At 66.5% G+C, this 4,263-nt stretch carries 5 protein-coding genes and 1 pseudogene; 2 read left to right on the top strand and 4 right to left on the bottom strand.

The window, feature by feature from the left end; translation table 11 throughout:
- A pseudogene (locus AC1DQP_RS17320) lies at nucleotides 1–370 on the top strand (hypothetical protein); the annotation flags it as partial.
- Nucleotides 371–372: 2 nt separating this feature from the next.
- Here the strand turns inward: AC1DQP_RS17320 and AC1DQP_RS17315 are convergent.
- Nucleotides 373–921 carry a GNAT family N-acetyltransferase gene (locus AC1DQP_RS17315; RefSeq protein ID WP_457319686.1) on the bottom strand — a complete coding sequence of 183 codons (549 nt, stop codon included), beginning with the start codon at nucleotides 919–921 and terminating at the stop codon, nucleotides 373–375.
- 197 nt (nucleotides 922–1,118) lie between these two features.
- Here AC1DQP_RS17315 and AC1DQP_RS17310 point away from each other — a divergent pair, with 197 nt between their 5' ends.
- On the top strand, nucleotides 1,119–1,979 hold the full coding sequence (locus tag AC1DQP_RS17310) for an endonuclease/exonuclease/phosphatase family protein (RefSeq protein WP_457319684.1): 861 nt from the start codon (nucleotides 1,119–1,121) through the stop codon (nucleotides 1,977–1,979).
- A gap of 24 nt (nucleotides 1,980–2,003) precedes the next feature.
- Here the strand turns inward: AC1DQP_RS17310 and AC1DQP_RS17305 are convergent, their stop codons facing one another.
- The 3 genes from AC1DQP_RS17305 to AC1DQP_RS17295 all read right to left on the bottom strand — a co-directional run.
- Nucleotides 2,004–3,260 carry a PQQ-dependent sugar dehydrogenase gene (locus AC1DQP_RS17305; protein ID WP_457319682.1) on the bottom strand — a complete coding sequence of 419 codons (1,257 nt, stop codon included), beginning with the start codon at nucleotides 3,258–3,260 and terminating at the stop codon, nucleotides 2,004–2,006.
- 99 nt (nucleotides 3,261–3,359) lie between these two features.
- Nucleotides 3,360–3,626 carry a hypothetical protein gene (locus AC1DQP_RS17300; protein WP_256774033.1) on the bottom strand — a complete coding sequence of 89 codons (267 nt, stop codon included), beginning with the start codon at nucleotides 3,624–3,626 and terminating at the stop codon, nucleotides 3,360–3,362.
- A 155-nt stretch (nucleotides 3,627–3,781) separates the two neighbouring features.
- The coding region (locus tag AC1DQP_RS17295; RefSeq protein ID WP_478052083.1) for a TolC family protein at nucleotides 3,782–4,263 on the bottom strand (482 nt) is incomplete at its 5' end.

Here is a 4,263-nt window from a genome sequence, read left to right as displayed (position 1 = left end):
GCTGTACCGCTCGATCACCTTCGCGGTGTGGCCGCTGATCGCTACCGTGCACATGCTCCGACGCAGCAAGCTGCCGATGACCCGCGAGACGCTGCGCCGCCCATTCTTCGTGCAGTGTTACCTGACCGCGCCGTTCGCGGTCGCGCTGTCTACCAGCATGGTGTTCGTCCGGCTGCCAGGCCAGCTGTCGACCCACATCGGCGTGGCCGTGTCCCTGCTGTCCCTGCTCTGGTACGCGGTGGTGCAGGCTGGCTGGCTCAAGGTGGCCTTGGAACGCTCCTGGCTCAATACCGTGTTGTCCACGCTGTGGGTGCTGCTTTTGGGCATCGCGATCAACAGCCTGATCGGCTGGGTGTTGCTGACCAGTTGAAACTAGCTGGCCGGGTCGCCACGCAGACGCGCATACATATCGAAGTCGCGCGAGGTACCGCCGACACGACGGAAGCCGCGCAATCGTCCTTCATGCTGAAACGCGCACCGGTGCAGCACGCGCGCCGAGGCATGATTGGTATCCAGCACCACGGCCTGGATGCGTTGCCAGCCGAAATGGGCAAACGCCCACGGCACGACCTGCCGGCACACGGCCGTGGCGATGCCCCGGTGCCAGGCCGCCGGTGAAAGCTCGTAGGCGATTTCGGCGCTGCCGTGATGGGGATTGATGCTGTGGAAGCCGAGGGTTCCAACAAGCGCATCGCCGCGATCGACAATGGCCAGGCGCAGCTGAGGCGCGGCAGCCTCCGGCTCCAGTGCGGCGAAGATTGCCGTCAGGTCGTCGACCGATGACAGCGCCCAGCTGGTCTGGCCGATAACCTCGGGTAAGCGCAGATAGTCGTACCACGCCTGCGCGTCGCCGCGCCGGAGCCAACGCAGCGTCACGTCAGGGTGGCCGGAAGACGGCGGTGGAAGGGACTGGGGATTCACCTGAAACTCCGCGAGGGGCAGTGCTGTTCCGATTCAACCCGGATTGGCGGCCGCGCTCAAGCAGGCGCGTCACAATCACCGCATCCGCCACGGTGTTCGCGCTGCGTTGCAGCAGGTGTCACCCGTTGCGGCACAGTCGGTGTCGAGGAAAGCATGGCAAGCTGGGGCCTTCCCTGTCAGGCCGTCCAGGAGGCCCCATGCACGCACGTTTCCACCGCCCCGCTTTGTTGGTATTGATGGCGATGTCGCTCGCCACCGCTTCGGCGCATGCGGCCGACGCGTTGCGGGTGATGTCCTTCAACGTGCGCACGCCGGTGGATACCGAGGCCGGCCGGCGCTGGGAAGACCGTCGCGATGCGATGGTGACGCTGCTGCGCGAGCAGCACCCGGCCGTGTTTGGCACCCAGGAGCTGGTGGAAAAACAGGCCGATTACCTGGTGCAGCACCTGCCCGGCTACCGCTGGTTCGGCGAAGGCCGCCGCGGCGGCCATGCCGATGAGCACATGGGCGTGTTCTACGACACCGCGCAGCTCAAGCTGCTGGAATCCGGCAATTTCTGGCTCTCCGACACGCCCGATGTGGTCGCCAGCATCACCTGGGGCAACCTGATGCCGCGCATGGTCACCTGGGGGCTGTTCCAGCGCCAGACCGATGGCCAGCGCTTCTACCTGCTCAATACCCACCTGCCCTACCGCGAGGAAGATGAGCCGCGCCGCGTGCTGGGTGCCAAGCTGATCATTGAACGGGTGGCCGCGCTGCCCAAGGACATCCCGGTGGTGGTCACCGGCGATTTCAACAGCGAGCCGGGCAGCACCACCTACCAGACGTTCACCGCCGCGCTCGGTGATGCGCGCAGGCTTGCCGGCAAGGTCGATGGCCCGCGCCTGACCTTCCATGATTTCACCGGCAAGCCGACCGTGGAACTGGACTGGATCCTGGTGCGCGGCTTCACCGTGGATCGCTTCAGCACGCTGGATGAAAAGCCCGGCGGCGTGCTGCCGTCGGACCACTACCCGGTGCAGGCCGAACTGGTGTTCCCCACCTCACCCAGGCACTGAGCCCGGGCGCGACGGGCCACCGCCTCAGCGCGCGGCGGTGGCCTTGGGCGCGTGGCTGACTCGCCAGACCGTGTTGCCGGCATCGTCGCTGACCAGCACGCTGCCGTCCTTGAGCACCAGGCTGGCCACCGGGCGGCCATAGACCTCCGACGTGCTGCCGTCGACCACGAAGCCGCTGAGGAAATCCTCGGCCTGGCCACTGGGTTTGTCGCCCTTGAAGGGAACAAACAGCACCTTGTAGCCCGATAGCACGGCACGATTCCACGACCCGTGCAGGCCCACCAGCGCGCCCCCCTGGTACCGGGCCGGGAACGCCGTGCCGTCATAGAAAGTGATGTCCATCGCCGCCACATGTGGGCCCACCGCGAAATCGGGGACGCGGGTTTTCTCGACCAGTTCCGGCGCCTTGCCGGCCAGGCGCGGGTCTTCGTTGGCGCCGTAATACGCGTAGGGCCAACCGTAGAAACCGTCCTGGTGCACCTCGGTGATGTAGTCCGGTACCAGGTTGTCGCCGAGCTCGTCGCGCTCGTTGACCGCCGTCCACATGCGGCCATTCTTGAAGGCGATGCCGTTGGGATTGCGCAGGCCGGCGGCGAAGACGGTTTCGCCGCTGCCGTCGAGGCGGATGCGCAGGATGTTGGCGCGGCGCTTCTCGTTCTCCAGACCGTACTCGCCGTTGTTGCTGGCCGAGCCGACGGTCACATACAGGTACTGGCCGTCCGGGCTGGCGACGATATTGCGCGTCCAGTGATTGTTGTAGCCACCGGCAGGCAGCGACAGGATCTTGCGGCCCTTGGCGGTGATCTTCGTCTGCCCGTTTTCGTACGGATAGACCCACACGCCATCGGTGTTGGCCACGTATAGCTGGTTACCGCGCTGGAGCATGCCGAATGGCTGGTTGAGACCGGCCAGGAAGGTGCTGCGCAGCTCCGGCACGCCGTCGCCATCGGCGTCGCGCAGCAGGGTGATGCGATTGGCGCTTTTCTTGCCGGTCTTCGCCTCGGAGACCAGCACATCACCGTTGTCGAGCAGCACCATCCAGCGCGGGTTGTCGAAGTCGCGCGAGTAGGCGCTGACCTGGAACCCGGCGGGCGCTTTCGGGGTGCGACCTTGTGGCCAGCCGATCACCTTGGAATTGAGCTGGGCAGACCGGGTGGCATACGGTTTGGGCAACTGCCTGGCGATCTGCTCACCGGGGCCGACCAGCGGATCGGCGGCGCTTGCGGTGGCAGCGGCGGCCAGTGCCAGCAGGCACGCAGCGGCGAGCGATGTCGGGCGCATCGGCAATTCTCGTCGTCGGGCAAGGGGACAGGAAGCGTCGCGCAGCCTGCGTGACTGTTGCGTCACGCCGCATCGCCCCCCGGACGATGACAGGCGAACTCAATGCCGGCGTTGTGGGTGATCCTCACCGAGCATTCGACACAAGGCCAGATGCTGGTCGCGGGCCTGGCAGATGCGTGCGCCGACGGCGATGAACAGCCCGACCACGACCACGCCGATGTCCAGCAAGGTGTCCGGAAGCCGGGCAAAACCCAGGGCCACCACCAGCGCCGCCAGAATCAGCAACACCAGCGCGCTGGGCGACAGGGCCGCCTGAGCGCTCCGAGTGGCGGTCGAGGCTGTCCGCCACTGGTCACGGTCGATCATGAGGTGTTCCCCTGGAAAAGGGGAGTTTTGTATCACCCGGGTTGGTGCGGACGTCAGTGGCAAAGACGCCAACGGCCGCTTCACTGATCATGCATGGCGGCAAATTCTGACGCAGATCACACGGGAGGGCGGTCTGGCCGCCCTCGCGCATCGGCTCAACGCAGCGTGCCAGCCACGGCCGGCGGTGCGGCCTCCTGCTGCTGGCCCCAGCCGCCCAGGGCCTTGTACACCCCCACCACACTCACATTGACGGTGGACTCGGCCGCGGCCAGTGCGTCGTCGGCCGCCAGCTGCGTGCGCTGGGCGTCCAACAGGGTCAGGAAGTCTTCCGAGCCCTCGCGGTAGCGGATCTGCGCCAGCTGCTCGGCACGCCGGGCGGCCTGGGCCTGCTCGGCGACGATGCCCAACCGCGCCTGTTGCTTGGCATAGCGGGTCAACGCATTCTCGGTGTCTTCCAGCGCCAGCAACACCGCCTTTTCGTACTCGGCGGCAACGCCGTCGGCCTGCGCCTTGCTCGCCCGCAGGCGTGCCTTGACGGTGCCGAAGTCGAACGCGGCCCAGCTGATCGACGGGGTCATCGACCAGGCCTTGTTGCTGCCGTTGACCAACCCACTGGCATCGCCGGACAGGAAACCGA

Source organism: Stenotrophomonas sp. P5_A8 (assembly GCF_056400545.1).
Note: the sequence above shows the minus strand (reverse complement) of the source record. Positions and strands in the feature narration are given on the sequence as shown.